This is a genomic window from Aminobacter sp. DSM 101952, from assembly GCF_001424795.1.
GTDB classification, from domain to species: domain Bacteria; phylum Pseudomonadota; class Alphaproteobacteria; order Rhizobiales; family Rhizobiaceae; genus Aminobacter; species Aminobacter aganoensis.
The window spans coordinates 207,136-232,879 of the sequence record NZ_LMCL01000001.1; the positions used below are offsets into that span (position 1 = coordinate 207,136).

23 protein-coding genes, 1 tRNA gene and 1 pseudogene are annotated in these 25,744 nt (G+C 66.3%); 17 read left to right on the top strand and 8 right to left on the bottom strand.

Annotated elements, in window-relative coordinates:
* Positions 1-140 precede the first annotated feature (140 nt).
* From ASC75_RS01015 to ASC75_RS01035, 5 genes and pseudogenes are all read left to right on the top strand, one after another.
* Positions 141-3,761 carry a cobaltochelatase subunit CobN gene (locus ASC75_RS01015; RefSeq protein ID WP_055969409.1) on the top strand — a complete coding sequence of 1,207 codons (3,621 nt, stop codon included), beginning with the start codon at positions 141-143 and terminating at the stop codon, positions 3,759-3,761.
* A 44-nt stretch (positions 3,762-3,805) separates the two neighbouring features.
* Positions 3,806-5,327 (top strand): annotated as a pseudogene (gene cobG, locus ASC75_RS01020) (precorrin-3B synthase).
* Positions 5,302-5,934, top strand: coding sequence for a precorrin-8X methylmutase (locus ASC75_RS01025; protein WP_055969415.1), 633 nt, complete (start codon positions 5,302-5,304; stop codon positions 5,932-5,934). The pseudogene cobG and the gene ASC75_RS01025 overlap by 26 nt, the downstream one beginning before the upstream one ends.
* Positions 5,931-6,683 carry a precorrin-2 C(20)-methyltransferase gene (locus ASC75_RS01030; RefSeq protein ID WP_055969418.1) on the top strand — a complete coding sequence of 251 codons (753 nt, stop codon included), beginning with the start codon at positions 5,931-5,933 and terminating at the stop codon, positions 6,681-6,683. Before ASC75_RS01025 ends, ASC75_RS01030 begins: the two co-directional genes overlap by 4 nt.
* Entirely contained in the window at positions 6,680-7,444 is a 765-nt protein-coding gene (locus tag ASC75_RS01035) for a precorrin-3B C(17)-methyltransferase (RefSeq protein WP_055969421.1), read from the top strand. Before ASC75_RS01030 ends, ASC75_RS01035 begins: the two co-directional genes overlap by 4 nt.
* Here the strand turns inward: ASC75_RS01035 and ASC75_RS01040 are convergent.
* A complete protein-coding gene (locus ASC75_RS01040) occupies positions 7,408-8,172 on the bottom strand; it encodes a cobalt-precorrin-6A reductase (RefSeq protein WP_055969423.1) in 765 nt (254 codons plus the stop codon). The two genes, ASC75_RS01035 and ASC75_RS01040, sit on opposite strands and share 37 nt — an antisense overlap.
* A 154-nt stretch (positions 8,173-8,326) precedes the next feature.
* Between ASC75_RS01040 and ASC75_RS01045 the strand changes: the two genes are divergently transcribed.
* From ASC75_RS01045 to cobM, 3 genes are read left to right on the top strand one after another with little or no spacing between them, the layout of a single operon-like run.
* Positions 8,327-9,556, top strand: a complete 1,230-nt coding sequence (locus ASC75_RS01045) for a bifunctional cobalt-precorrin-7 (C(5))-methyltransferase/cobalt-precorrin-6B (C(15))-methyltransferase (protein ID WP_055969426.1) — start codon at positions 8,327-8,329, stop codon at positions 9,554-9,556.
* Entirely contained in the window at positions 9,553-9,939 is a 387-nt protein-coding gene (locus tag ASC75_RS01050) for a cobalamin biosynthesis protein (RefSeq protein ID WP_055969430.1), read from the top strand. The genes ASC75_RS01045 and ASC75_RS01050 overlap by 4 nt, the downstream gene beginning before the upstream one ends.
* Positions 9,936-10,700: a precorrin-4 C(11)-methyltransferase gene (gene cobM / locus ASC75_RS01055; protein WP_055969433.1), complete on the top strand. Its 765-nt coding sequence runs from the start codon at positions 9,936-9,938 to the stop codon at positions 10,698-10,700. Before ASC75_RS01050 ends, cobM begins: the two co-directional genes overlap by 4 nt.
* Here cobM and ASC75_RS01060 read toward each other — a convergent pair.
* Positions 10,667-11,782 (bottom strand): cobalt-precorrin-5B (C(1))-methyltransferase, encoded by a 1,116-nt coding sequence (locus ASC75_RS01060; protein WP_244487725.1) that lies wholly within the window; start codon positions 11,780-11,782, stop codon positions 10,667-10,669. The genes cobM and ASC75_RS01060 overlap by 34 nt on opposite strands.
* A gap of 53 nt (positions 11,783-11,835) precedes the next feature.
* Here ASC75_RS01060 and cobA point away from each other — a divergent pair, with 53 nt between their 5' ends.
* The 9 genes from cobA to ASC75_RS01105 all read left to right on the top strand — a co-directional run bounded on the left by cobA (position 11,836) and on the right by ASC75_RS01105 (position 20,453).
* Positions 11,836-12,621, top strand: coding sequence for a uroporphyrinogen-III C-methyltransferase (cobA, locus tag ASC75_RS01065; RefSeq protein WP_055969436.1), 786 nt, complete (start codon positions 11,836-11,838; stop codon positions 12,619-12,621).
* Positions 12,618-13,931: a cobyrinate a,c-diamide synthase gene (locus ASC75_RS01070; RefSeq protein WP_055969438.1), complete on the top strand. Its 1,314-nt coding sequence runs from the start codon at positions 12,618-12,620 to the stop codon at positions 13,929-13,931. Before cobA ends, ASC75_RS01070 begins: the two co-directional genes overlap by 4 nt.
* A gap of 1 nt (position 13,932) precedes the next feature.
* Complete coding sequence (gene cobS, locus ASC75_RS01075) at positions 13,933-14,691, top strand: adenosylcobinamide-GDP ribazoletransferase (protein ID WP_055969440.1); 759 nt, start codon at positions 13,933-13,935, stop codon at positions 14,689-14,691.
* 24 nt (positions 14,692-14,715) lie between these two features.
* A complete protein-coding gene (cobT, locus tag ASC75_RS01080) occupies positions 14,716-15,726 on the top strand; it encodes a nicotinate-nucleotide--dimethylbenzimidazole phosphoribosyltransferase (RefSeq protein WP_055969443.1) in 1,011 nt (336 codons plus the stop codon).
* A gap of 187 nt (positions 15,727-15,913) precedes the next feature.
* Positions 15,914-16,900 (top strand): sulfate ABC transporter substrate-binding protein, encoded by a 987-nt coding sequence (locus ASC75_RS01085; protein WP_055969446.1) that lies wholly within the window; start codon positions 15,914-15,916, stop codon positions 16,898-16,900.
* Positions 16,901-17,080: 180 nt separating this feature from the next.
* Positions 17,081-17,902, top strand: a complete 822-nt coding sequence (gene cysT / locus ASC75_RS01090) for a sulfate ABC transporter permease subunit CysT (protein WP_055969448.1) — start codon at positions 17,081-17,083, stop codon at positions 17,900-17,902.
* Position 17,903: 1 nt separating this feature from the next.
* The gene (gene cysW, locus ASC75_RS01095; RefSeq protein ID WP_055969452.1) at positions 17,904-18,812 is read left to right on the top strand and encodes a sulfate ABC transporter permease subunit CysW; all 909 of its coding nucleotides are present in this window, start codon (positions 17,904-17,906) and stop codon (positions 18,810-18,812) included.
* Positions 18,809-19,831, top strand: coding sequence for a sulfate/molybdate ABC transporter ATP-binding protein (locus ASC75_RS01100; RefSeq protein WP_055969455.1), 1,023 nt, complete (start codon positions 18,809-18,811; stop codon positions 19,829-19,831). The genes cysW and ASC75_RS01100 overlap by 4 nt, the downstream gene beginning before the upstream one ends.
* A gap of 172 nt (positions 19,832-20,003) precedes the next feature.
* Positions 20,004-20,453 carry an Rrf2 family transcriptional regulator gene (locus tag ASC75_RS01105; RefSeq protein WP_055969460.1) on the top strand — a complete coding sequence of 150 codons (450 nt, stop codon included), beginning with the start codon at positions 20,004-20,006 and terminating at the stop codon, positions 20,451-20,453.
* A 3-nt stretch (positions 20,454-20,456) separates the two neighbouring features.
* Here the strand turns inward: ASC75_RS01105 and ASC75_RS01110 are convergent, their stop codons facing one another.
* From ASC75_RS01110 to ASC75_RS01130, 6 genes are all read right to left on the bottom strand, one after another.
* On the bottom strand, positions 20,457-21,368 hold the full coding sequence (locus ASC75_RS01110; protein WP_055969463.1) for an LLM class flavin-dependent oxidoreductase: 912 nt from the start codon (positions 21,366-21,368) through the stop codon (positions 20,457-20,459).
* 126 nt (positions 21,369-21,494) lie between these two features.
* On the bottom strand, positions 21,495-21,647 hold the full coding sequence (locus tag ASC75_RS26250) for a hypothetical protein (protein WP_162244879.1): 153 nt from the start codon (positions 21,645-21,647) through the stop codon (positions 21,495-21,497).
* A 321-nt stretch (positions 21,648-21,968) separates the two neighbouring features.
* On the bottom strand, positions 21,969-22,241 hold the full coding sequence (locus ASC75_RS01115; protein ID WP_156381056.1) for a glycine zipper domain-containing protein: 273 nt from the start codon (positions 22,239-22,241) through the stop codon (positions 21,969-21,971).
* A 181-nt stretch (positions 22,242-22,422) separates the two neighbouring features.
* Positions 22,423-24,363, bottom strand: a complete 1,941-nt coding sequence (locus tag ASC75_RS01120; RefSeq protein WP_055969465.1) for an AI-2E family transporter — start codon at positions 24,361-24,363, stop codon at positions 22,423-22,425.
* Between the two features lie 156 nt (positions 24,364-24,519).
* Positions 24,520-25,458, bottom strand: coding sequence for a glutaminase (locus ASC75_RS01125; RefSeq protein WP_055969468.1), 939 nt, complete (start codon positions 25,456-25,458; stop codon positions 24,520-24,522).
* Between the two features lie 207 nt (positions 25,459-25,665).
* A tRNA-Lys gene (locus ASC75_RS01130) sits at positions 25,666-25,741 on the bottom strand.
* Between the last annotated feature and the right edge of the window lie 3 nt (positions 25,742-25,744).

A 25,744-nucleotide genomic window follows, 5' to 3' on the forward strand; every position in this document is an offset into this window, starting at 1 on the left:
GCTGCGCTCGGTCGACCTCTCTCCAAACTGGAGCGGAGATCGCCGACGTCAGCGCGTGCCTCATCTCCCTGCCGGGGAGAAGGTCGCCCGAAGGGCTGGATGAGGGGGACATTTCGCGCGACCTCAAGCGAGGCGAGCTGATGCACATCCTCACCACCACCTCCGCCTCGCTCGACGACCTCATCGAGCCTGTGGACCTCGGGCAGAAGCCTGCGGATGTGGTGGCGCTGTCCTTCACCGACAGCGATCTGGCAGGCCTCGCCAACGCCTGGAAGGCGGGTGCAGCAAACCTGCCGTCGATGCGGCTCGCCAGCCTGCGCGACCTCCGGCACCCGATGTCGGTCGACCTGTGGATCGACAGCGTGGCTGCCCACGCCAGAGTCATCCTCGTCCGTATCCTCGGTGGTCACGACTGGTGGCGCTACGGCTGCGACCAGCTTGCTGCGGTGGCTCGCGAAAGAGGCATCGCGCTGGCGCTGCTGCCGGGCGAAAGCCATGACGAAGATCTCAGGCTGATCGAAGCCTCGACGCTGCCCCGCGCCGAACTCGATGCCCTGCTCGGCTATTTCCGCGAGGGCGGCCCGGAGAACATGAAGGCGCTGGTCGCGCGGCTGGCTGGGCTGGCGGGTGACAAGAGCATCATCGTAGCACCTGTGGCGATGCCGAAAGCGGGGTTTTATGATCCGGAGCGGGGCGTGATTGAAGCCCCCTTCTCCCCGTTCACGGGGAGAAGGTCCCGGCAGGGGGATGAGGGGCAAGCACCGACCTCTGGCAGCTTTGCGCAGCCCCTCAACCGCCCCTTCGGGGCACCTTCTCCCCGTGAACGGGGAGAAGGAAACGTCATCCCCATCCTCTTCTACCGTTCGATGCTGCTCGCCGCAGACGTCGCCCCCATCGACGCGCTGGTCGAAGCACTCAGGGCACACGGCCTGCGCCCCGTCCCGATCTTCGTCTCCAGCCTTAAGGACAAGGCGTCCCTCGCCTTCGTCGAGACCGCCCTCGCACAGCTCAACCCCGCGGCCATCGTCACCGCCACCGCCTTCGCCGCCGGCGCCGAGCCGGGCGCGGAAACGCTGTTCGACCGCGCCGGCGTGCCGGTGTTCCAGGTCATCGTCGCCACCACCCGCCGCGAGGCCTGGGAGGGCAGCCCGCGAGGTCTCGCGCCCGCCGACCTTGCCATGCATGTGGTGATGCCCGAACTCGACGGCCGCATCCTCGCCGGCGCCGTCTCCTTCAAGGCCGAGAGCGAGGTCGACCCCGCGCTCGGCTTCCGCGCCTTTGCCAACCGGCCCGAACCCGACCGCGTCGACCAGGTCGCCCGCCGCATCGCCGCGCATCTCAGGCTGCGCGAGACGCGGCCCGAAAACCGCAAGCTCGTGATCCTCATCCCCGACTACCCCAGCGCCCCTGGCCGGACGGGTTATGCCGTCGGCCTCGACGTTCCGAACAGCGTGCTCGCAATGCTGCACGACCTGAAGGACGCGGGCTATGCGGTTGAAGGGATTCCGGAATCACCGCGCGCACTGCTCGACCTGATCGAGGCAGGTGGGCATGGGCTGGCCCTGAATGACTATCTCGCGCTTTCCGCCGATCTGCCCACAGATGCAAGAAATGCGGTTGAGGCGGCGTGGGGAGAAGCAGCGCAGGAAGCTGTAATTGCGCTTTCGCGCCGCCCCTCATCCTCTGCCGGACCATCTCCCCGTCAGGACGGGGAGATGGAAGTCTGCCGCAACGCCAGCGAAGACAGCCTCAACGCTTACGCCCCCCTCTCCCCGTCCTTACGGGGAGAGGGTAAGGGTGAGGGGCAGCTCAACCTTTGCGAGGAGCAACGCCATTTCCCCTTCCGCGCTGCAACCTTCGGCAATGTCACCGTAGCCCTCGCCCCCGACCGTGGCCGCTCGGCCGATCGCCGCGCCGATTACCACGACCCGACGCTGCCGCCCCGCCATGCCTTGCTCGCCTTCGGCTTCTGGCTGCAGAAGTCGCTCGGCATCCACGCCATCGTCCATGTCGGCGCCCATGGCACGCTCGAATGGCTGCCGGGCAAGACAGTGGCGCTGAGCCAAAACTGCTTCCCCGAGATCGTCACCGGCTCGCTGCCGGTGGTCTATCCCTTCATCGTCTCCAATCCCGGCGAGGCAGCCCAGGCCAAGCGCCGCACCGCGGCCGTGACTCTTGGCCACCTGCCGCCGCCGCTCGCCAGCGCCGGGCTGGATGAAAACCAACACAAGCTCGAGCGGCTGGTCGACGAATACGCCCAGGCCGACGGCCTCGACCGCCGCCGCCGCGACCGGCTCGCGAAGCTGATCGTCGAGACGGCGTCGCAGACCGGCCTTGCCGCCGAGGCCGGCGTCGCCAACACCGACGCGCCCGACGAAGCGCTGCGCCGCATCGACGCCTGGCTCTGCGACCTCAAGGACTTCGCCATCAAGGACGGCCTGCACGTCTATGGCCGCACAGAAGAAAACGAGCCGGACCCAGCGCGCCGCGCCAGTGCCGAGGCCGAGCGGAAAAACCTGATCGCAGCGCTCGACGGCCGCCACGTCAAGGCTGGTCCCTCGGGCGCCCCGGCGCGCGGCCGCACCGACGTCCTGCCAACCGGGCGCAACCTGTTCACCTCCGACCCACGCACCATGCCGACGCCGACCGCCTTCGACCTCGGCAAGATGGCCTCCGACGAGATCATGCGCAGCTACCTGCAAAGCCATGGCGAATGGCCGCGCGCGCTGGTCATCGATCTTTGGGGCAGCGCGTCGCTGCGCACCGGCGGTGAGGAGATCGCACAAGGCCTGGCGCTGATGGGCTGCCGGCCACAATGGGACGCCGCGACCGGCCGCGTCACCGGCATCGAGGTGCTGCCGCCGGCAGCGCTCGGCCGCCCGCGCGTCGACGTCACCTGGCGCATCTCCGGCCTGTTCCGCGACATGTTCCCGACCCAGATCGCGCTGGTCGATGCCGCTGCCTGTGCTGTTGCCACCCGCGACGAGGACGATCATGACAACCCGCTCGCTGCCAGCACCCGCGCCGCGGGCAAGGTCGAGCCGCGCATTTTCGGCTCCTCCCCCGGCACCTATGGCGCTGGCCTCGAAGACCTTTTGTCCAGCGGCGACTGGCAGGCCCGCGAAGAGCTCGGCCGCGCCTATCTCGACGCCGCATCCCACGCCTATGGCGGCAGCGACGGCGAAGGCTTTTCCGCGCCCGGCGCATTCGCCGGCCGCATCGCCGAGGCTGACCTTCTCGTCCACACCGGCGACGACCCCGGCCGCGACATCCTCGAAGGCTCCGCCGACGTCGCCTTCATCGGCGGCTTTTCGGCGGCGGTGGCAGCACTCGGCAAGAACGCCGACGTCATCGTGCTCGACACATCGGACCCGCAAAAGCCGCGCCCGCGTTCGGTCACCGAGGCCGTCGGCCGCGTCGTCAGGGCACGCGCCACCAACGCCCGCTTCATCGCCGGCCAGATGCGCCACGGCCCGCGCGGCGCCTCCGAATTCGCCGAGACCGTCGACCGGCTGATCGGCTTCGCCGAAACCACCAACGCCATTCCGGGCGCGCTGATCGAGGCCGTCCACGACGCCTATGTCGGTGACGAAGCCGTCCGCGACTTCATGCTGCGCGAGAACCCGGCAGCGGCAAAGTTCATCGCCGAGCGTTTCGCCACTGCCCGCCGGCGTGGTCTGTGGCACCCGCTGCGCAATTCCATCGACGACGATCTCGTCGCCCTCATCGCCGAGGCTGAAGCGCGTGAGGTGGCGGCATGACAGGCTTTTCCCGTCGCGGTGCCTGTCCGGCGCTATCAGCCCCGATGCAGACCGGCGACGGCCTGCTCGTGCGGATCAATCCGCTCGTCGGAGAACTTACGCCCAACACCTTGATCGGACTCTGCGAATCGGCAGCTAGACATGGCAACGGCATCGTCGAGGTCACTGCACGCGGCAGTATCCAGATCAGAGGGCTGACGGAGGAGAGTGCCTGTCTGCTGGCCGAAGAAGTCGACACGCTGGGCATCGCGGTGCGTACCGCTGTGCCCGTCGACACGAGCCCGCTCGCTGGCATCGATCCCGAGGAAGTCGTTGATCCCGCGCCTCTCGCCGCAGGGATCCGCACCAGCATTGAGGCTGCTGGGCTCGCTTCGAGGCTCGGGCCAAAAGTGTCCGTTGTCGTTGATGGATGTGGCCAGATCAGGCTCGGCGCCATCATGGGCGATGTCAGGCTTGTCGCAGCGGATGCAGAACGCTGGCGCCTGTCGGTGGCTGGCGATGAGACCTCGACGCGTTTGGTCGGCGAGTTCGATGCGGATGCCGCCTGCCGCGCCACGCTCGACATGCTTCACGCAATTGCGGCGCTGGGTCGGCAAGGCCGCGCCCGTGACCTCAAACCGGAGGCCTTGCGCGCCGCCATAGCAGGATTTGAAGCCTCTCGTTCCTTCGCACCCCCCTCTGTCCTGCCGGACATCTCCCCCGCAAGGGGGGAGATTGGCAGCTCCGCTGGTAGCGCTCATCTTAAAGCGCTGCGTATGGGCGGAGACGGCGATGACAGCCTGATCTCCCCCCTTGCGGGGGAGATGTCCGGCAGGACAGAGGGGGGTGGGAAGGATCGCGACCTAAACGATCAGCCATCGCCAAAAGCAGCTGATTCAAATCATGAGCACTCCGCCGCAACCGATTCATCTCCCATCGGAATCTTCCCGCTAACCGGCGCCCGAATCGCCCTCGGCATCGCGCTACCCTTCGGCAGCGTCGATGCCCCAACCCTGACCAAATTCAGCCAGGCAGCGAAAGCCGCCGGCGCCACCGGCATCCGCCCAGCACCCGGCCGAACCCTCCTCGTCATGGGCCTCGACCACCCAGCCACCACCGCCCTCACCGCCACCGCCCAATCCCTCGGCTTCGTCACCTCGCCCGCCGACCCGCGCATCCGCATCGCCGCCTGCCCCGGCGCGCCGGCTTGCGCATCGGGCATGATCGCCGCGCGTGACGTCGCCTCGAATATCGCAACCAAAATCGGCGATGACCTCGACCCAACGCTTTCGCTCCACGTCTCCGGCTGCGCCAAGGGCTGCGCCCATCCGGGGCCTGCCGCGCTCACCATCGTCGGTGACGAAAAAGGTGCGGCATTTGTCGTCGGCGGAACGGCAAAGGGCCTTCCGGCAACCTACACCGCAGGATATGAAGCCGCGCGCGGCATGGGCCGCCTCATGAAATTGCTCGCCCAGGAGTGCAAGCCGGACGAAAATGCCGCCGCTTGCCTCGCAAGGCTGGGCGCAAAGCGCCTCGCGCAAGCACTGGCACAGGAATGAACATGGCCGCCTACGACTACATCCATGATGGCACGGCCATCTACGAACGCTCCTTCGCCATCATCCGCGCTGAGGCCGACCTCACGCGCTTCTCGGAAAACGAGGCGGATGTCGCGGTGCGCATGATCCATGCCTGCGGCCTTGTCGAGGCAGCCGAGCATTTCGTCTTCTCCGAAAACTTCGTCTCCGCCGCGCGCGGTGCGCTGCAGGCCGGCGCGCCGATCTTCTGCGACGCCGAGATGGTGTCGCGCGGCGTCACCCGCGCCCGCCTGCCCGCCGACAATGAGGTGATCTGCACCCTGCGCGATCCACGCACGGCCGAGATCGCGAAAGAAGTCGGCAATACCCGCTCCGCTGCTGCCATCGACCTCTGGGTCGAAAGGCTCGCGGGCTCCGTCGTCGCCATCGGAAATGCGCCGACAGCCCTGTTCTACCTGCTCGAGAAGCTGCGCGACGGCGCGCCAAAACCTGCCGCCATCATCGGCATGCCGGTCGGTTTCGTTGGCGCTGCCGAATCCAAGGACGCGCTGGCCGAGAATTCCTACGGCGTGCCCTATGCCATCGTCCGTGGCCGCCTCGGCGGCAGCGCCATGACTGCGGCTGCGCTCAACTCGCTGGCGAGGCCCGGCGTATGACTGCTTCCGCTGCAAAAGGCCGCCTCATCGGCGTCGGCACCGGACCCGGCGACCCCGAACTGCTGACGGTCAAGGCCGTGCGCGCGTTGGCCGAGGCCGACGTGATCGCGCATTTTTCCAAGCGCGGCGCCAACGGCAACGCCCGCACCATCACCGGTGCGCATTTCCGCGACGGCGTGATCGAGCTGCCGCTCGTCTATCCCGTGACGATCGAGATCGACAAGGATCACGACGACTATCGCTCGGCGATCACGGGTTTCTACGAGGAGTCGGCGCAGGCCGTCGCCGCCCATCTCGACCAAGGCCGCACTGTCGCCATCCTGTCCGAAGGCGACCCGCTGTTCTACGGCTCCTACATGCACCTGCATGTGCGCCTGTCGCATCTCTACCCGACCGAGGTCATCCCGGGCGTCACCGCCATGTCGGGCTGCTGGTCGCAGACCGGCGTGCCGATCGTCCAGGGCGACGACGTGTTGTCGGTGCTGCCGGGCACCATGAGCGAGTTCGAGCTCACCCGCCGCCTCGCCGACGCCGACGCCGCCGTCATCATGAAGGTCGGCCGCAACCTGTCCAAGATCCGCAAGGCGCTGGAGGCGACCGGCAAGCTCGACCGCGCGCTTTATGTCGAGCGCGGCACCATGCCGAACACGCAGCACATGCGGCTGGTCGACAAGACGGACGACATCGCACCCTATTTCGCCATCGTGCTGGTGCCCGGCTGGGCCGGCAAGCCTGGAGCGGACAAGTGAGCAGCCGCCTCGTCGTTATCGGCCTTGGGCCCGGCAATCCCGACCAGATCACGCCGGAAGCCAGCCGCGCGGTCGCTGAAGCCAGCCATTTCTACGGCTACAAGCCCTATCTCGACCGGCTGGAGCTGCGCCCCGACCAGACCCGCGTCGCCTCCGACAACCGCGAGGAAATCTCGCGCTCCAACGCCGCGCTCGAAATGGCAGCCAGCGGCCACAAGGTCGCCATGGTCTCCGGCGGCGATCCCGGCGTCTTCGCCATGGCCGCCGCCGTCTGCGAAGCGATCGAGGCCGGCCCGAAAGAATGGCGCGACATCGAGCTCGCGGTCATTCCTGGCGTCACCGCCATGCTGGCCGTCGCTGCCCGCGTCGGCGCGCCGCTCGGCCACGATTTCTGCGCCATCAACCTGTCGGACAACCTGAAGCCGTGGGATTTGGTCGAACGTCGCCTGGTCGCGGTCGCCCAGGCCGGATTCGTCATTTCGCTCTACAATCCGATCAGCAAGGCCCGCCCGTGGCAGCTCGGCAGCGCGTTCGAAACGCTACGCAACCACTTGCCTGAAAAAACGCCAGTCATCTTCGGCCGCGCCGCCGGCCGGCCCGACGAACGCATCGAAATCGTAACGCTCGGCGAGGCCGTTGCTGATATGGCCGACATGGCCACCTGCGTCGTCATCGGCTCACCGGAAACGCGCCTCATCGAACGTGACGGCAAGCCCCCGCTGGTCTACACGCCGCGCTTTTCAACTGGTGTGGCGAAATGATCGACCATCTCGGCCATCGCAGAGACGCTTGGTGCGGAGGGCACGTCGGGCAGCTGCGGTCGGCGGAACAGGATCACCTCGATGCCAAGCTGCCTGGCCGCCGCGATCTTGCCGTAGGTCGCCTGCCCGCCGCTGTTCTTGGCAACGATAACCTCGATCCTGTACGCCTCGAGCAGCGCCCGTTCGTCGACTTCGGAGAACGGCCCGCGCGCCAGGATGTAGCTAGCGTCGGGCACGCCGAGCGCAGGCTCGATCGGATCGACGCTGCGAATGACATAGCCATGTTGGGGGGCGGTCTCGAACGCCGCCACCTCCTGCCGTCCGAGCGCCAGGAACACGCGGCGCGATGCCTCGCCCAGCGCGGCAACCGCTTCTTCGGCATTGTCCACCAGCGTCCAGCGATCTCCGGCGACAGGTGCCCAGCCGGGACGGCACAGAGCAAGAATCGGCACACCAGCTATCCGCGCCGCCTCAGCCGCATTGGCCGAAATGCGCGCGGCATAGGGATGCGTGGCGTCGATCAGCAGGTCGGTCTCGTGCTCGACCAACCAGTCGGCCAGCCCCCGCGCGCCGCCGAAGCCTCCCACCCGCACCGGCACCGGCTGCTCGACCGGGTTTTCGGTTCGTCCGGCCAGCGACAGGGTGATGTCGAGATCCCCGCGCGCAGCAAGCTTCGCCGCCAGCAGCCGCGCTTCGGTGGTTCCGCCCAGGATCAGTATCTTCTTCATGTCGCCTGCGATTATCCTAATAAGGGGGAAACGGCCCCTCACCCTTACCCTCTCCCCGTAATGACGGGGAGAGGGAGTCGTCAACCTGGCCGCTTCTCCCTTCTCCCCGCCTGCGGGGAGAAGGTGCCGGCAGGCGGATGAGGGGCAGCGCGACATGACAGACTCACATAGCGCCGTGCAAAAGTGGCTCACCGTCGTCGGTATCGGCGAGGACGGCGTGGCAGGCCTCGGCGACGAGGCCAAGCGCGCGATTTCGTCTGCTGCCCACGTCTTCGGCGGCAAACGCCACCTCGCACTGGCCGCAGCGCTGATCCGCGGCGAGGCTCGCCCGTGGCCGACGCCCTTCGACAGCGAAATGCGTGACGTCGTCGCCCTGCGCGGTGAAGCCGTCTGCGTGCTGGCCTCCGGCGATCCGTTCCTGCACGGCGTCGGCGTCACCCTCGCTCGTGCGGTCCCTTCATCGGAAATGCGCGTCATCCCCGCCCCGTCCGCCTTCTCGATGGCCGCCTCGCGGCTCGGCTGGGCGCTGCAGGACGTCGAGACCATCTCGCTGCACGGCCACGCCATCGACCTGATCCGTCCGTTGCAGCAGCCCGGCGCGCGCATCATCGCGCTCACCTCCGACGGCGAAGCGCCTGCCAGCATCGCCAGGCTCGTCGCCGACAGTGGCTTCGGCGCCTCGCGCCTTACGATTCTGGAAGCCTTGGGCGGCGAAAACGAAAGTATCCGCGTCACCACCGCCGACGACTTCAACCTCAAAAACATCAACCCGCTCAACGTCCTGGCGCTTGAGCTTGAATCAACTCCGCAGGCGCGCATCCTGCCACTCGCCTCGGGGCTCCCGGACGGCCTGTTCGAGCATGACGGCCAAATCACCAAACGCGAGATCCGTGCGGTCACGCTGTCCACCCTCGCCCCGCGCCGTGGCGAGCTGCTGTGGGACATCGGCGCCGGCTCCGGCTCGATCTCCATCGAGTGGATGCTCTGCCACCCCTCCCTGCGCGCCATCGCCATCGAGCACAACGCTGAACGCGCCGAGCGCATCGAACGCAACGCCGCCAGCTGCGGCGTGCCGGGTCTCAAGGTCGTCAGGGGCGCTGCGCCCGAAGCTCTGGCCGGTCTGCCCACGCCCGACGTCATTTTCATCGGCGGCGGCGGCTCGGAAGCGGGTGTCTTCGATGCGGCCATCGCAGCACTGCGCCCCGGCGGCCGCCTCGTGGCCAACGCCGTCACACTCGAAATGGAAACGCTGCTGCTGTCGCGCCATGCCGCGCTCGGCGGCGAGCTCCTGCGCCTTCAACTCTCCCGCGCCGCCCCTGTTGGCACGATGACCGGCTGGCGGCCGGCGATGCCGGTCACGCAGTGGAGCTGGGTCAAGCCATGATGGTCGCAGGCATTGGCTGCCGCAAAGGCGCGGCGCACGAAGACATTCTTTCCGCCATCGAAACCGCGCTCGAAACGCATGGCCTTGCGGTCACGGCGCTGTCGGCGCTGGCCACCGCCACCCTGAAGCGCGACGAGCCCGGCATCCTCGCCGCCGCGCGCCGGCTCGACCTGCCGCTGCTCGTCATGGATGACGCGGCACTGGCCGCCGCCGCATCCCGCACGCTCAGCCACTCGCAGGCTTCGTTGGAAGCAGCCGGCACGCCTTCCGTGTCCGAAGCCGCCGCCCTCGCCGCCGCCGGCGCCGACGCCGCCCTGCTCGGCCCGCGCATATCCGTCGGCCCCGCCACCTGCGCCATCGCCACCTCTGGAGCCACAGCTTGACCGTCCATTTCATCGGCGCCGGCCCGGGCGCGGCAGACCTCATCACAGTGCGCGGCAGCCGCCTGCTCGGCACTTGTCCGGTCTGTCTCTATGCCGGTTCGATCGTTTCGCCGGAACTGCTCACCTATTGCCCCGATGACGCCCGGCTGGTCGACACCGCACCGATGTCGCTCGACGAGATCGAGGCGGAGTACGTCGCCGCCCACAAGGCTGGCCACGACGTCGCCCGCCTGCATTCGGGCGATCTGTCGGTGTGGAGTGCTGTCGCCGAGCAGATCCGCCGGCTGGAGAAAAACGGCATCCCCTACACGCTGACCCCCGGCGTGCCGTCCTTTGCCGCGGCCGCTGCGGCGCTGAAGCGCGAGTTGACCATCCCCGAAGTCGCACAGAGCCTGGTGCTGACCCGCACCTCCGGTCGCGCCTCGAAAATGCCTCCAGGCGAAACCCTCGCCGGCTTCGGCCGCACGGGGGCGACGCTCGCCGTCCACCTGTCGATCCACTCCATCGACCAGGTGGTGGCCGAACTCACCCCACACTACGGCCTGGATTGCCCCGTTGCGGTCGTGTTCCGCGCCTCCTGGCCGGACGAGCGCATCGTCAGGGCCACTCTGTCGACAATATCAGGCGAACTGGCCAAGGATCCCATCGAGCGCACCGCCATCATCTTCGTCGGCCAGTCGCTGGCGGCGGAGGACTTTCGCGAAAGCTCGCTCTACGACGCCTATTATCAGCGCCGCTTCAGGGGCCGCGACGGGCTATGACAGGCGGCGAAGGGCGCATGCCCCATCAGCTCGCCCTCGCGGTTGAAGACGAGGATTTCGAGCGCGATATCGGCACTGTTGAGCGCGCCGGCTGCCGTGCGCCAGGCCGCCCTGGCGATCGCGTCGCCGATCGGGATGCCAGCCTTGCGCGCTTCGATGAAGGCTTCAGCCACCGTGTTGGCGCCCTTGATGCGGGCTTCAAGCTCGGCATCCGCCCCCGCCTCGACCGCGACAGCCGCCAGCCCGTCGAGATCCGCCGAACCCCGGCTAGAATGCACGTCGAGCAGGCCTTGCGACAGCTTGGTCATCTTGGCGACACCGCCGGCAATCGTCACCCTCGGCACTGGGTGGGCGCGAATGTATTTCGCCATGCCGCCGACGAAGTCGCCCATGTCGATCAGTTGCACCTCGTGCAGGCCATGGAATTTCTGCACGGCCATCTCGGAAGCATTGCCGGTCGAGCCCGCGACATGGTCAAAACCCATTGCGCGCGCCACGTCGACGCCGCGGTGGATGGAGTGGACCCAGGCCGAGCAGGAATAAGGAATGACGATGCCGGTCGTTCCAAGGATCGAGATGCCGCCCAAGATGCCAAGGCGTGGGTTCAGCGTCTTCAGCGCCATCTCCTCGCCGCCGGCAACGGAAATCTCGACCTCGACATCGGCGCCCTCGCCCAGCACCTCGGCCACGACGTCGGCGATCATCTTGCGGGGCACCGGATTGATCGACGCTTCGCCCGGCGGGATCGGCAGCCCTGGCCGCGTCACTGTGCCGACGCCCTTGCCCGCCTTGAACACGACGCCGCTGCCCGGCACTCCCGGCCGAACAGTGCTCATCACCAGCGCGCCATGCGTGACGTCTGGATCGTCGCCGGCGTCCTTGATGATGCCGGCCATCGCCCAATCGTTGCCACGTTCACTCTTCGCCAGCGCAAAGGCCACGTTCTGCCCGCCCGGCAGAACGATCTCGACCGGGTCCGGAAACGCCCCCGCCTTCAATGCCAGGCACGCCGCCTTGGTGGCGGCGGTGGCGCAGGCGCCGGTGGTCCAGCCGCGCTTGAGCGGACGATCTTCTTCATTCATGACGCGATCTATAGGCTGGCCGAGCCTGAACGTCATCGCCGAAAGCGACACGCATGAGCCTTGAAACTGCCATCTCGCGTCTGAACTACCAGCAGCGCATTCTCGAGCCGGGCCATGTCTGGCTCGCCGGCGCCGGCCCCGGCGATCCCGGGCTGCTGACGCTGGACGTTTTGTCGGCGCTCGCCCAGGCCGATGCGCTGGTGCATGATGCACTGGTATCACCCGAAATCGTCGCCGTTGCCGAGCAGGCGGAGAAGTTCTTCGTCGGCAAGCGCGGCGGGCGGCTGTCGATACCACAGGGCGACATCAACGCGCTGCTGGTCAAGCTGGCACGCGAAGGCCGCAAGGTCGTGCGGCTCAAGGGCGGCCATCCCTTCGTCTTCGGCCGCGGTGCGGAGGAAGCGCTGGTGCTGACCCGCGAGAACATCCCGTGGCGGGTACTGTCGGGCATAACCTCTGCCTTCGGCGGCCTGTCCTCTGCGGGCATCCCGGCCACCATGCGCGGCGTCAACGGCGCCATCATCCTCGCCACCGGCTTTGCCGCCGTGAGCGACGACCGGCCCGACTGGGCAGCCCTTGCCCGCACCGGCCAGCCCATCGTCATCTACATGGGCCTGACCCACATGGCCGACACGGTGGCCGAGCTGATGGCCGGCGGCCTATCGGTCGACACGCCCGCGGCCTTCGTCGAAAACGCCTCGATGCCGGAGGAACGCACAGTCACTGCGACGCTGGGCACGCTGGTCGCCACCGCCGAGCGCGAAAAGGTCGTGTCGCCGTCACTCATCGTCGTCGGCGGCATCGTTGCGCTGCGCGCCGAACTGATGGGGCAAGAATGACAGCGCGCGGACTCATCATCGGCGCCCCGCGCTCGGGCTCGGGCAAGACCAGCGTCACCATCGGCCTTTTGCGCGCGCTCGCCCGCCGCGGCGTCAAGGTGCGCGGCGCGAAGTCCGGCCCCGACTACATCGACCCCGGCTTCCACGCGGCCGCCACCGGCCTTCCCGGCGTCAATCTCGACAGCTGGGCCATGGCGCCTTCCCTGCTCAACGCGCTTGCCGCCGATGCATCGTCCGACGCCGAGATCGTGATCCTCGAAAGCGCCATGGGCCTGTTCGACGGCATCCCCTCGGACAAGGGCCGTTCCGGCGCGGCAGCCGATCTCGCCCGGCTTTACGGCCTGCCGGTTCTGCTGGTGCTCGACGTCTCAGGCCAATCCCAGACCGCCGCCGCCATCGCCAAGGGTTTCGCCACCTACGATCCCGATGTCCGCATCGCGGGCGTGGTGCTCAACAGGCTCGGCAGCGACCGTCACCGCAAGCTTGCCGGCGACGCTATCGAGGCGCTCGGCCTGCCCGTCGTCGGCGCCATCCTGCGCGACCCGACCTTGTCGATTCCCGAGCGCCATCTCGGCCTCGTCCAGGCCGAGGAGCATGCCGACCTCTTCGCCCACATCGAAAAGCTCGCCGACATGGTCGAGCGCTCGCTCGACCTGGATGCCATCATCGCGCTGGCGACGCCACTGGCGCCAACCGCCGGCGACCAAGCTTTCGCGCTGCCGCCGCCGGGCCAGCGCATCGCACTCGCCCGGGACGCCGCCTTCACCTTCCTTTACCCTCACCTTGCCGCCCACTGGCGCGCCATGGGGGCGGAACTGGTGCAGTTCTCGCCGCTCGCCGACCAGGCGCCCGACGCCTCCTGTGATGTCTGCTGGCTGCCAGGCGGCTATCCCGAACTCCATGCCGGCCGCCTCGCCGCTGCTGAGAACTTCATATCCGGCACTCGCCGTTTCGCCGAAACCAGGCCCGTCCATGGCGAGTGCGGCGGCTTCATGGTGCTCGGCCGCTCCATCGAGGACGCCGATGGCGTCACCCACGGCATGCTCGGCCTGCTCGGCCACGCCACCAGCTTCGCCAAGCGCAAGATGAACCTCGGCTACCGCCAGGCGACACTCTCGGCACCCTGCCCGCTCGGCCCTGCGGGCGGCATCATACGTGGCCACGAATTCCACTACGCCCAGACGATCGAGCGTGGTGAGGACACGCCTTTGGGCGAAATCGCCGATGGCCAGGGCAACCCGCTCGGCGGCTTCGGCGGCCGGCGCGGCCATGTCACCGGCACCTTCTTCCACGCGATCGCGCGAGGTTGAGATGGTCAAGCCGGCGACCATCTTCGACGACATCCGCCTCGGCCTCGTCTTCTTCACCCGCCTGCCGTTGCCGCATTTCGAGGTCAGGGACCGTTCGCTTGCCGACGCAATCTGGACCGCGCCGCTGGTCGGCGTCGTCGTGGCGTTCGTCGCCTGGCTCGCCTTTGCTGCCGGACACGCTCTCGGCCTCGCCGAGGGACCGGCGGCCGCCCTGGCAATTGCCGCCGCCATGCTGGTCACGGGTTGCCTGCATGAAGACGGCTTATCCGATTGCGCCGACGGCTTCGGCGGTGGGCGCACGCGTGAACGCAAGCTGGAGATCATGCGCGACAGCCGCATCGGCAGCTATGGCGCCGCAGCCCTGATGCTTTCGATCCTGGCGCGCTTGAGCGCGATCACCGAAATCGAGGATCCCGCTCCGGTCTTCGCCGCCCTGGTCGCCGCGCATGTCGGCTCGCGCGCGCTGATCCCAGCTTTCATGCACCTCTTGCCGCAGGCACGCATCGACGGTCTTGCCGCCGGCGTCGGCACAGTCGCCGATAGTGCCGCGGTCACAGCCCTCGTCATCGGCGCGCTCGGCCTGCTCTTCCTCGGCCTCCAGGGCGCGATCGTTGCCGCCTTGTGCCTCGCCATCCTCTTCTTCGGCTTCAGAAAGCTTTGCCTCGCGCAGATCGGCGGCCAGAGCGGCGACACCATCGGTGCCCTGCAACAGCTCGCCGAAATCGCGCTGCTGTTCGTCGCATCCGCCATCCTTGCTTGATTCAGTTTTGGAGTATTCGCAGACATGGCCTTCAAATCGCTCGATCAATTGCGCAATGCCTGCCTCGACCTGCCCTCCGGCAGCGATACCGCAGCGGATGCCGTCGCCCGCCGCCAGGACACGCTGACCAAGCCGCGCGGCAGCCTCGGCAAGCTGGAGCAGATCGCCGCATGGCTCGGCCGCTGGCAAGACCGCGACATGCCCAAGCTCGACAGGGTCAAGGTTATCGTCTTCGCCGGCAACCATGGCGTCACCGCCCAAGGCGTGTCTGCCTACCCGTCCGAGGTGACAGTGCAGATGGTCGCCAACTTCGCCGGCGGCGGCGCTGCCATCAACCAGCTCGCCCGCCTTGCCGGCGCCGAACTTTCGGTGATCCCACTCGACCTCAACCATCCCACCGGCGACTTCACGCAGACAGTCGCGATGACCGAGGCCGAGTTCCTCGCTGCCGTCTCCACCGGATACGAGGCGGTCGACCAGGACCTCGACCTGATCTGCTTCGGCGAAATGGGCATCGGCAACACCACCCCGGCCGCGGCCATCGCCGCCGGCCTGTTCGGTGGCACCGGGCGCGACTGGGCCGGTCGCGGCACAGGCGTCGACGACAGCGGCCTATCGCGCAAGTTTGCCGCAATCGATGCCGGCCTTGCCCGCCATGCGGCGACGCTCAACGATCCGCTGGCCGTCGCTGCCAATCTCGGCGGCCGCGAGCTTGCCGCCATCCTCGGCGCCACCCTCGCCGCGCGCCACCACAACGTGCCCGTCCTGCTCGACGGCTTCGTCGTCACCGCCGCTGTCGCGCCACTGGCAAGACTCCACCCCGAAGGCCTTGCCCACACGCTCTCCGCCCACGTCTCCGCCGAAGCCGGCCACCCCCAGTTGCTGGAGGCGCTGAAACTTGCGCCGCTGCTCGATCTCGGCATGCGGTTGGGCGAAGGCTCCGGCGCCTGCCTTGCGGTCAACCTCGTCCGATCGGCACTGGAATGCCATGCCCGCATGGCGAGCTTTGCCGAAGCCGGCGTGACGGACAAATAGTCGGACTTTCCCCTGGCAACAGTTCAAAAACTTCGCATTGGAAAACGATTTCTTCGGTTTCAGAAAAGATAGAAGAAAATTCTCATCATGAGCGCAGAGGCAACCAGCCTCTGCCTCCTCCTGGCGCAGCCTCCCGACTATCTTGCGGCCTACTTCAGCCATTTGCCGCTTGTCTCAGGAGAGCCCCATGAAACGTTTCCTTCTCGTCGGCGCCGCGCTCGCCGCGATCCTCGCCGGCCCGCTGGAGGCTTCCGCCGCCGACAAGCTGCTCAATGCCTCCTACGACGTCGCCCGCGAGCTGTTCGCGGGCGAGAACGCCGCCTTCATCGCCAAGAACCCGGGCATCACCGTCGACCAGTCGCATGCCGGCACCTCCAAGCAAGCGCGCGCCATCGTCGAGGGACTCGAGGCCGACGTCGTCACCTTCAACCAGGTCACCGACATCGACTTCCTGGTCAAGAACGGCTTCGTTTCCGACGACTGGAAGCAGGATTTTGCCAACCAGGCCTCGCCCTTCTATTCGCTGCCGTCCTTCCTCGTCCGCGCCGGCAACCCCAAGGGCATCAAGGACTGGTCCGATCTCGTCCGCGACGACGTCAAGGTGATCTTCCCCAATCCCAAGACCTCGGGCAATGCGCGCTACACCTATCTCGCGGCGACCGCCTACGCCAAGGAAGCCTTCAAGGGCGACGAGGCCAAGGTGAAGGAGTTCGTGACCAAGCTGTTCGACAACGTGCCGGTGTTCGACACCGGCGGCCGCGCCGCCACCACCACTTTCGTCGAGCGCAACATCGGAGACGTCCTCATCACCTTCGAAGCCGAGACCCGCTCCATCGCCAGGGAGTACGGCGCCGACAAGGTCGAGAGCGTCATCCCGTCCGTCAGCCTGCTCGCCGAGTTCCCCGTCGCGATCGTCGACAAGGTGGTCGACAAGCGCGGTTCGCGCGATCTCGCCAAGTCCTACCTCGATTTCCTCTATTCGCCCGAAGGTCAGCGCATCGCCGCCCAGCATGGCAACCGCGTCCATGAGCCTGCCGTCGCCGCCGAATTCAAGGAACAGTTCCCCGAGGTTCGTCTCGTCACTGTCGAAGACGTCTTCGGCGGCTGGGACAAGGTCCAGAAGGAACATTTCGGTTCCGGCGGACTGCTCGAAGAGATCTACGGCGAGCGTTGATCGCACGTGCATGACCCCGAAAATCGATATCGATTTTCGCAAAAGGATCATGCACAACTCAAGTGCTGCAGCGTCCTTCGCGCGTCCAGAATAGACGCGCGGCGCTGTCACCATGCTGTTGAAAATTGGAAAGCCGGTCACGCCGGCTTTCCGCATTGACGTATCCAGGAAGGCATTTCAGTGGCGCGCCGCATTCTGCCAGGGTTCCCCCTGGCGCTGGGGATAACCCTCGTCTACGTCTCGATCATCGTCGCGCTTCCGCTCGGCGCGCTGGTCTTCAAGGCGGCCAGCCTCGGTTTCGAGGACTATTGGCGCATCGTCTCCTCGCCGCGTGCGGTCGCCAGTTATCGCGTCACCGCGCTGTCGGCGCTTGCGGCCACCGCCTTCAACCTGGTCTTCGGCATGGCGCTCGCCTGGGTGCTGGTGCGTTATCGCTTTCCCGGCCGCCGCTTCGTCGACGCGCTGGTCGACTTGCCCTTCGCGCTGCCGACGGCCGTTGCCGGCATCGCGCTGACCACGCTGTTTGCCGAAAACGGCTGGTTCGGCTCGGTCCTTGCACAAGCCGGCATCAAGGTCGCCTACACGCCGCTCGGCATCATGGTCGCCATGGCCTTCACCAGCCTGCCCTTCATCGTGCGCACCGTGCAGCCCGTGCTGGAAGACCTCGACCCGGCACTTGAGGAAGCCGCGCAAACGCTTGGCGGCAGCGATCATTCGATCTTCCTGCGCGTCATCCTGCCGCTGCTGACGCCAGCACTGCTCGCCGGCCTGTCGCTGTCCTTCGCCCGCAGCCTCGGCGAGTTCGGCGCCATCATCTTCATCGCCGGCAACCAGCCGATGGAAACCGAGATCACCGCCCTCCTGGCCTTCATCCGGCTCGAGGAATACGACTACCAGGCTGCCGCAGCCATTGCCTCGGTGCTGCTCATTGCCGCCTTCCTGATGCTCGCCGTCACCAACATCCTGCAGGCGCGTGCCCTGCGCTACACGGCAAGAGGCTGAGATGAGCGCTCCCGTCAAAGGCCGCCCGCCCCGCGTCGGCGACGCTCCAGGCTTCCGCCGCGCCCTGATCGGCGTCGTGCTGACCTTGGTGGCGATCGTCATCATCGCGCCATTGGCGGTCATCGGCTACCAGGCCTTTTCGCAAGGACTGCAGGTCTATGCCGCGGCAATCGCTCATCCCGACACGCTGCACGCCATCGGGCTGACGGTGATCACCGCCCTGATCGCTGTGCCCATCAACACCGCCTTCGGCGTCGCCGCCGCCTGGGCGATCACGAAATTCGACTTCCGGGGCCGCCGCTTCCTGCTGGTCGTCATCGAAATCCCGTTCTCGATCTCGCCCATCGTCGCCGGCGTCGCCTATCTCTTCGTCTACGGCCTGCAGGGCCTGTTCGGCCCGGCGCTTGAATCGGCGGACATCAAGATCCTGTTCGCCCTGCCCGGCATCGTGCTCGCCTCGATGTTCGTCACCGCCCCTTTCGTCGCCCGCGAACTCATCCCGCTGATGCAGGCGCAGGGACGCGACCTCGAGGAAGCCGCCACCTCGCTCGGCGCTTCCGGCTGGCGCACCTTCTTCTCGGTCACGCTGCCCAACATCCGCTGGGCGCTGCTCTACGGCGTGGTGCTGTGCAATGCCCGCGTCATGGGGGAGTTCGGTGCCGTCTCGGTCGTATCGGGCAACATCCGCGGCCAGACCAACACGCTGCCGCTGCACATCGAACTGCTGTACCACGACTACCAGACCGCAGGCGCTTTCGCCGCCGCATCCATCCTCGCCCTGCTCGCCGTCGTCACCCTGGTGGCCAAGGTCCTGCTCGAACGCCAGGGCGCCGGGCGCGCGCGCCGCGGCCCGGCACTCGCGGCCCCGGCTGCCGCTCCCAAAACCGCTTCCGCAGAGGTTTCGTCATGAAAATCCGCCTCGACAACGTCGTGAAGACCTTCGAGACCTTCCGTGCCGTCCATGGCGTCTCGCTCGAAATCGAAAGCGGCGAACTGGTAGCCCTGCTCGGGCCCTCCGGCTCGGGCAAGACCACCATCCTGCGCATGGTCGCCGGCCTCGAATATGCCGATGCCGGCCACATCTATTTCGGCGCGGAAGATGCCACCGACATTCCGGTGCGCGACCGAGGCGTCGGTTTCGTCTTCCAGCACTATGCGCTATTCCCGCACATGACGGTGGCCGAAAACATCGCGTTCGGCATGAAGGTGTCGAAGGTCCGCCGCGACAAAGGCGCGATCGACACGCGCGTTGCCGAACTGCTGCGCCTCGTCCAGCTCGATGGCCTGGGCGAGCGCTTTCCCGGACAGATCTCCGGCGGCCAGCGTCAGCGCGTGGCTCTTGCGCGCGCGCTCGCCGTCGACCCCAAGGTCCTGCTGCTCGACGAACCGTTCGGCGCGCTCGATGCCAATGTCCGCCGCGACCTGCGCCGCTGGCTGCGCGAGATCCATCAGGAACTCGGCATCACCACCTTATTCGTCACCCACGACCAGGAAGAAGCGCTCGACCTCGCCGACCGCGTTGTCATCCTCGACAAGGGCCGTATCGTCCAGCAAGGCACCCCCGAAGAGGTCTGCCGCAACCCGGCATCCGCCTTCGTCATGAACTTCCTGGGCGACACCAACCGCTTTTCCGCCGCGGTCTCCGGCGGCGTCGCACGGCTCGGCGACGCCAGGATCCCCGCCCCCGGTTTTGCCGACGGACCGGTCGACATCTTCCTGCGCCCCAGCGATCTCGGCTGGAGCCAGTCGGGCGAAGGCATCGCGGCAACCGTCGCGCGCGTCATCGACAGGCCGGCCGGACGGCGCATCCTGGCACTGACGGCGACAGGCGAAGCGGTCGAACTCGACGTCGCCCCGGAGACGGTGGTCAGCGCCCAGCAGAAGGGCGTCATCACCATCGAGCGGGCCAAGGTCTACGCCACGGCTTGATTCTGGCCCAGAACACGCGAAACTTACGGAAAATCAACGCGTTTCGGCTTGTATATCAAGTCGCTGGAATTTATCTCTGACGAGAGCCGGAATGCGATGGGGACGAATCGTTATCCTCGGCATGCAACCCCATGCTGCGACAGGCAGCGGAAGCCGATGACACGCGTTCGCCATGCTGACTAAAAAAGGCAAATACGGGCTCAAGGCCCTCGTCCATCTGTCCCAACTCCCCGCAGGCCAGCTCGCCTTCGTCGGCGACATAGCCACCACCAACAAGATCCCGAAGAAATTTCTCGACGCCATTCTGGGCGAGTTGCGAAATGCCGGTTTCGTCCAGAGCCGCAAGGGCAAGGACGGCGGCTACCGGCTTGCCAGGCCGGCGACTGAGATCAAGATCGGCCATGTCGTGCGCGTGCTCGACGGCCCCCTGGCACCCATTCCCTGCGCCAGCCGGACCCAGTACCAGCCGTGCGACGACTGCGACGAGGCCACCTGCCAGATCAGGCACATGATGCTTGAGGTGCGCCAGGCGATTGCCGGCGTGCTCGACAACCGCAGCCTCGCGCAGGTCCGGGATGCCGCCAATGACGACATCCTGGCCGAGGCCCTGCACCACGCCTGAGGGTCAGACCACCTGGCGCAGCGCCACGGGCCGCTTGCGCGGGCTCGCCGGCGTCGGCCGCCTGAACACCTTGCGCACAACCGCCATGACCTGATGTCCGAACGAAGCAATAGCGTCGGCATCGTCGAGGCCGTGGACGATGAAGTCGCTGACGCCGAGTTCGACGAATCTTGCCAGCACCGCCACGGCTTGCTCCGGCACGATGCCGAGTTGCCAGGCCTGATCGCCTTCTCCGGCAAGCACAGGCAGCGAAAGGCGAATGCGCCGTGTCCGGCCGAATGGCTCGGCCGCCGCCCTCAGGCGCTCGATCAGCCGCCGCGTTTCGTCGAAGCTGCCAGCCGCCAGCTCGAACCGGTCAGCATGCCGGCCGGCGATCTTGAGCGCGGTGCCCGACAATCCGCCGAGTTGCAGCGAAATGGCGGCGCCATCTGCCGCCTTCATCGGCACGAAGCCACCATGGATGCGATAGAACAGGCCCTCGTGCTCGAAGGGTTGCGCATTGCTCCAGAGCCGCTTGAGCAGCGTCAGGTATTCGTCCGTCCGCCCCAGCGTGGCGACCAGGCTGCTATCGTCGTTGGTTTCGCGCAGGTCGCGGCTTGGCGGCACGCGCAGTGCCAGTCGGCCGGGCCCAAGCTGGTCGAGAGCCGCAAATTGCCGGGCCGCCACCACCGGCGCGACGATGCCCGGCCAGTGGGACACCAGGACGCCGATCGATTGCGTGCTGCGCAACGCCAGCGAAGCCAGGTCCATATTGGCGAGCAGGCCGCCGGCATCGTCGATCAGAACACCGCTGAAGCCCGCCTTTTCAAGCTGCCGCAGTCTCTGCACGGCCAGTGCCGTGTCGGAAAAGAAGGAAGGGTGAAGTTCGTCCTTGTCGGCAACGCCGCCCGGGCAATGGGTGAAGTCGATCTGCATTGCAAACTCCTTCATCTTGTCAGGAACAGTCTTTGGCGCCGCCCGCGCCGGTTCACGCGCTACTCGGATAACTTCATCACCGGGGTTGAGGATTGCGTCCGCCTCCGGACGCGCATTTGGGGTAGCCTAGTGGACCAGGCCAACCACGACGGCTGCGGTGAAGCCGAACGAAACCGCAAAGACAAGGTAGGAACCGAACCTGGCAAATGCTGCAGGCCGTGCGGTCGAGGCCGCGGCCTGCGCAGCGCGGCCGTTCGAGAGATACTGGGTCTGTGCCATCGCAATCTCCATCATGACCTTAGTCTATAAAATTAATAGACTTTGTCGATTGCTAATTTTGGCAAGATTGTGGAACGGCATTGCCGCGACATGCACTCCGCAGAGCATATTTTCCCGTCAGGCCAGCCACCGGCGAAGCGCGAAGAGATCGAAGATGCGGCTGATCACCTGATCTATTGCTAAAAAAGTCAAGTAATTACAGATAGATAAATTATCGCCACCATTGCCTTCACGCTGGTACGATCACGGGCCGCGGCCAAAAAACGATGTCCCGAAGGCGCATCGGCACCCTCGGGACATCGTGCATGAAAGATAGTCGGCTCAGTAATAGCCGCGCGGGCATTCCGCGAGATAGGTGCGGCCATAGCGGTCGCGATAGCGGCAGCGATTCGGCTCGTTCGCCCGACCGATCAGGGCACCGGCCACGGCACCCACGGCACCGCCGACAAGAGCACCTTCGGCGCGGTTTCCAGGCGCAGCAACGGCACTGCCGATCGCCGCGCCGCCGAGACCGCCGATCGCAGCCCCCTGTTCCGTCTGCGAGCAGGCCGCCAACGGCACCAACAGTGCCAGACACATCACCAGTTTCTTCATCACCATCACTCCGAAAAGGTTTAAACGCCCGTCCGAATCTAACAATGCGCAACGAGCGGAATCGATCCATCGCCTTCTGGACGGCGGATCGCACGAATCCCTTCAACTCCTGAGATGCATACGCACTGCGGCAGCAATCGGGCGACGTTGCCCCTATGTCGGTGAGCCGGTGCTCATCGGCCTATGCGGCCTTGCTCTTCTTTCGGGCCTGCGACGGACGCCGCACCTTCCTTTTGGCGGCTTTGAGGGGGACTGCGGGCGCATCGGTCAGGGCGCCGATCGCAGCACCAGTCATGCCGAACGCGGCAAAATCGGCGTTGAGGTCACCGGCCAGCTTCCCGGCATCCCCGCCAGCGGCATCGGTCCACAACACGACCCCGACCCTCAGCGACGGCTTGGCGCGCTTCAGGCGCCGCACCAGGAAGCGGCCATGGTTCAGCGAATCGGCGTTCAGGAACCCCACCACGGCCGTCTGGACGCCTTCGAGCGGCAGGCTCCTGATGTTGGACGGCTCCATGTCGGCATGGCTCGCCGTCGTTGCTGCCGCCCCCTGTACTGTCAGGACCTGTGCCAGCATGGCGGCAGCCGCATTGTCGAGTTCGCCGCGGCCGCCGATGCAGAGCACCGATTTTCCAGCCCCGTCCGGCAGTTCCTCTTCCTCCTCGCCATCGGCTTGAGCCGCGTCGTCCGAAGCATCGTCATCGTCTTCGTCGGCCTCTTCGTCGGCGATCTCGTTCAGATTGGCCACCAGCGTCACGGCGCTTGCCGCAACGCGTGTCCGCTGCTCGTCGGTCAAGGCACCTCGCGCCCGGTCCAGTTCGCCCAGCAGCAAGGCAGGAATGGCGACCTTGCCGTAGAAGTCGACCAGATATTCGGTCTCGAGCATCTCCTCGGCATGATCGGTCGCCTCGTCCGGATCGCCCGCCAGCAGGCGCTGGTACAGCCGCTCCTTGGGGTCGAGCACCGGTTCGTTGCCGAACAGCACCTCCAGGAACTCGAACTGCGGCACATGCTTGCCGAGCACCACGAGGCACACGGTCAGCGGCGTCGACAGCACCAGGCCCACCGGTCCCCACAGCCACGTCCAGAAGATCGCGGCAACGATGATGGCGAGCGGCGAGAGCCCGGTCCGCGAACCGTATAGCCAGGGCTCGATGACATTGTTGATGACGAGTTCCATGGCGATGAACAGCGCCGCCGCCCACAGCACCAGCGACCAGCCAGGCGCCACGGCAAGTGCCAGAAACAGCGGCAGGATCATCGCGATCGCCGGGCCGATATAGGGCACGAAGCGCAACACGATGGCCAGCAGGCCCCACAGGATCGCGTTGGGTATCCCCAGTAGCCAGAGGCCCATGCCGATGGGAACGCCATAGGCCACGTTCACCACCAGCTGCATCAGCAAGTACTGCCCCACCCTTCGGCCGGCATCCTGCAGCGCTTCGGTCGTTCGGTGCAGGTCGCCATAGCCGACAAGGCGGATGAACCGGTCGCGCAGGTCCTCGCGCTCCAGAAGCATGAAGATGACGACGACAATGACCAGGCCTGCCGTGGCGAGCGGCCCGATCAACGGTCCGATCAGGTTTTTCAACGTCTCGATCGGCCTCTGCGGCGTGAATATCTCGACCAGCAGCGGGTCGGGACGCGATGGCTGCGCTGCGGGCACTGTCGCCGATTCAGGCTTTTCGATCTCCTGGCCGACGCGTTCGATGACGCCGCTCAGCCTGTCGATGATTCCGCCGCCGCTGCCGCTTTCCTTGAGAGAGCGCACCTTCTCCAGGATGTTGGCCTGGTAGGTCGGTACGTTGCGGGCAACCTCGCCGACCTGGGAAACGACGACAAAACTGAACACCGCGACCACGCCGAACGCGGCCAGCACGCAGGCAATCACCGAGACCAGCCTGGGAACGCCGATCCGCCTCAACCAGGCGACGATGGGCGCCAGGGCGAAAGTCAGCAGCACGGCGATCGCCAGTGGCAGGAATACGTCGCGGGCGAAGTAGAGGATCGCGACCACCGCCGCGGTGGCGGCAAATGTCGGCAAGGCCGTCCTGGAATGCGGTTGCAGCGACAGCTGGTTGCCGGAACTCAGGCTTCGGCCCTTCGAAATTGCCTCGACCACCCGCGACCTCCTGCCCTGAATTGCCGCGTGCCGACGACGCGCACTCCATAGTCGCGGAAGAGCGGCGGCTTTTGCAATGGGCAAGCCTAACCGTTGAAGGTTTGCTGCCTGTCAGACGCAGCCGGAAGCCGCGGCAGAAGCCTAAAACGTGACGGATCAGGCTGGTTTCGGCGAAAAGATCGACCAGTTCATCCTTTTGGTCAGTTGCTCCAGCGCGATCGAGCCAAGCATCGAATTGCCGCGCGCATTCAGCCCCGGCGACCAGACGGCGATCGACGCGACACCGGGCACGATCGCCAGGATGCCGCCGCCGACACCGCTCTTCCCCGGAATGCCGACACGGAAGGCAAACTCGCCCGAACCGTCATAGTGGCCGCAGGTCAGCATCAGCGCATTGATGCGCTTGGCCCGTTCGCTCGAAATGACCGTGTGCCCCGACGAGGGAACGCGCCCGGCGTTGGCCAGGAACCGGCCGGCATTGGCCAGTTGCTGGCAGTTCATCGCGATGGCGCAATGATGGAAATAGACGCCCAGGGTCAATTCCGGCGCATGATTGAGGTTGCCAAAGCCCTTGAGGTAATTTGCCAGGGCAAAGTTGCGGTAGCCTGTGACGCGCTCGGAACCGGCGACATCGCCATCGACCACGATCGTGTCGTCATCGGCCAGCGAGCGCACGAAACTCACGATCTCGCCGATCGCTTCGCGCGGCTGATGGCCTGCCAGGAGCACGTCGGAAACGACGATTGCACCGGCATTGATGAACGGGTTGCGCGGGATGCCCTCCTCCCGCTCCAACTGGACGATGGAATTGAAAGGTGTGCCGGACGGCTCCCTGCCGACACGCTTCCACAAGGTGTCGCCGACACGGCCCAGCGCCAGGGCCAGGGTGAACACCTTGGAGATGCTCTGGATCGAAAACGGTTCGTCGGCGTCGCCCGCGACCAGCACCTCGCCATTGGTCAAGGTGACGGCGATGCCGAACTTGTTCGGATCGATCTTGCCGAGTTGGGGAATGTAGGATGCGACTGCGCCGCGGTCCGAATGTCCTGCCATCTCCGCGACGATCTCGTCGAGGACATCTCTCAAACTAGGCATATTTTATCCCGAAATCTTCCCGGCCCGAATCGCGCTTGCGTTCGACAATCGGCGCTCCGCTAAAGCAAGACAAGCTTACCGGCGCCAGCCGGCCGGACAGGAAACGCGTTTGCGACGATGGAAAAGACAGAGGCTCTTGCCGGAAGCCGGCACCAGAATTTCGTATCATCTTGCATGAAGAATTCAGCGGAAGTCTTTGAGAAGACTTGGTGGGTGCGACAGGGATCGAACCTGTGACCCGCTGATTAAGAGTCAGCTGCTCTACCAACTGAGCTACGCACCCACT

Coding starts and splice junctions, on each gene's coding strand:
- cobT (WP_055969443.1), top strand. CDS start 14,716: ATGGCCTTCAAATCGCTCGATCAATTGCGCAATGCCTGCCTCGACCTG.
- ASC75_RS01040 (WP_055969423.1), bottom strand. CDS start 8,172: ATGAAGAAGATACTGATCCTGGGCGGAACCACCGAAGCGCGGCTGCTG.
- ASC75_RS01025 (WP_055969415.1), top strand. CDS start 5,302: ATGGCCGCCTACGACTACATCCATGATGGCACGGCCATCTACGAACGC.
- cysW (WP_055969452.1), top strand. CDS start 17,904: ATGAGCGCTCCCGTCAAAGGCCGCCCGCCCCGCGTCGGCGACGCTCCA.
- ASC75_RS01110 (WP_055969463.1), bottom strand. CDS start 21,368: ATGCAGATCGACTTCACCCATTGCCCGGGCGGCGTTGCCGACAAGGAC.
- ASC75_RS01015 (WP_055969409.1), top strand. CDS start 141: ATGCACATCCTCACCACCACCTCCGCCTCGCTCGACGACCTCATCGAG.
- ASC75_RS01115 (WP_156381056.1), bottom strand. CDS start 22,241: ATGAAGAAACTGGTGATGTGTCTGGCACTGTTGGTGCCGTTGGCGGCC.
- ASC75_RS01100 (WP_055969455.1), top strand. CDS start 18,809: ATGAAAATCCGCCTCGACAACGTCGTGAAGACCTTCGAGACCTTCCGT.
- ASC75_RS01045 (WP_055969426.1), top strand. CDS start 8,327: ATGACAGACTCACATAGCGCCGTGCAAAAGTGGCTCACCGTCGTCGGT.
- cobA (WP_055969436.1), top strand. CDS start 11,836: ATGAGCCTTGAAACTGCCATCTCGCGTCTGAACTACCAGCAGCGCATT.
- cobS (WP_055969440.1), top strand. CDS start 13,933: ATGGTCAAGCCGGCGACCATCTTCGACGACATCCGCCTCGGCCTCGTC.
- ASC75_RS01105 (WP_055969460.1), top strand. CDS start 20,004: ATGCTGACTAAAAAAGGCAAATACGGGCTCAAGGCCCTCGTCCATCTG.
- ASC75_RS01125 (WP_055969468.1), bottom strand. CDS start 25,458: ATGCCTAGTTTGAGAGATGTCCTCGACGAGATCGTCGCGGAGATGGCA.
- ASC75_RS01085 (WP_055969446.1), top strand. CDS start 15,914: ATGAAACGTTTCCTTCTCGTCGGCGCCGCGCTCGCCGCGATCCTCGCC.
- ASC75_RS01060 (WP_244487725.1), bottom strand. CDS start 11,782: ATGAATGAAGAAGATCGTCCGCTCAAGCGCGGCTGGACCACCGGCGCC.
- ASC75_RS01030 (WP_055969418.1), top strand. CDS start 5,931: ATGACTGCTTCCGCTGCAAAAGGCCGCCTCATCGGCGTCGGCACCGGA.
- ASC75_RS01050 (WP_055969430.1), top strand. CDS start 9,553: ATGATGGTCGCAGGCATTGGCTGCCGCAAAGGCGCGGCGCACGAAGAC.
- ASC75_RS26250 (WP_162244879.1), bottom strand. CDS start 21,647: ATGGCACAGACCCAGTATCTCTCGAACGGCCGCGCTGCGCAGGCCGCG.
- ASC75_RS01070 (WP_055969438.1), top strand. CDS start 12,618: ATGACAGCGCGCGGACTCATCATCGGCGCCCCGCGCTCGGGCTCGGGC.